The following is a 324-nucleotide window of genomic DNA, read 5'->3' on the forward strand; positions in this document are numbered from 1 at the left end:
GAGTGACATGCGGCGACGGCCTGGAGACCCTCTTGAACGATCCGCAGGATCCTCACGATCCGCACGAGACGACCGAGACGCACGTTGAGCGGCTCCTCGGCCGGGCCCTCAACTCCTTCGACCTTCCCGACTCGACCGTCGAGCGCCTCGGCACGGCGCTCGCCCACTCCAGCGCGCTGCACTCCTCGCACCACAGCGCGACGCTCCGCCGCTCCACCTACCGCCACACCTACCTGCTGAGCGACGGCTCCGCGCTCAGCCTCTGGGAGCTCACGCACAACGCCGGCCGCGACGGCGCCGAGCAGCACGAGCTGTACGCCGAGG

1 protein-coding gene is annotated in these 324 nt (G+C 70.4%); it reads left to right on the forward strand.

Translation table 11 applies throughout. The features are described 5' to 3' along the window. Nucleotides 1–32: 32 nt before the first annotated feature. Nucleotides 33–324: DUF6227 family protein (locus tag OQ02_RS39690; protein ID WP_033443843.1), on the forward strand; the 292-nt coding region annotated here is incomplete at its 3' end.

This window comes from Saccharothrix sp. NRRL B-16314 (assembly GCF_000716595.1).
GTDB lineage: Bacteria > Actinomycetota > Actinomycetes > Mycobacteriales > Pseudonocardiaceae > Actinosynnema.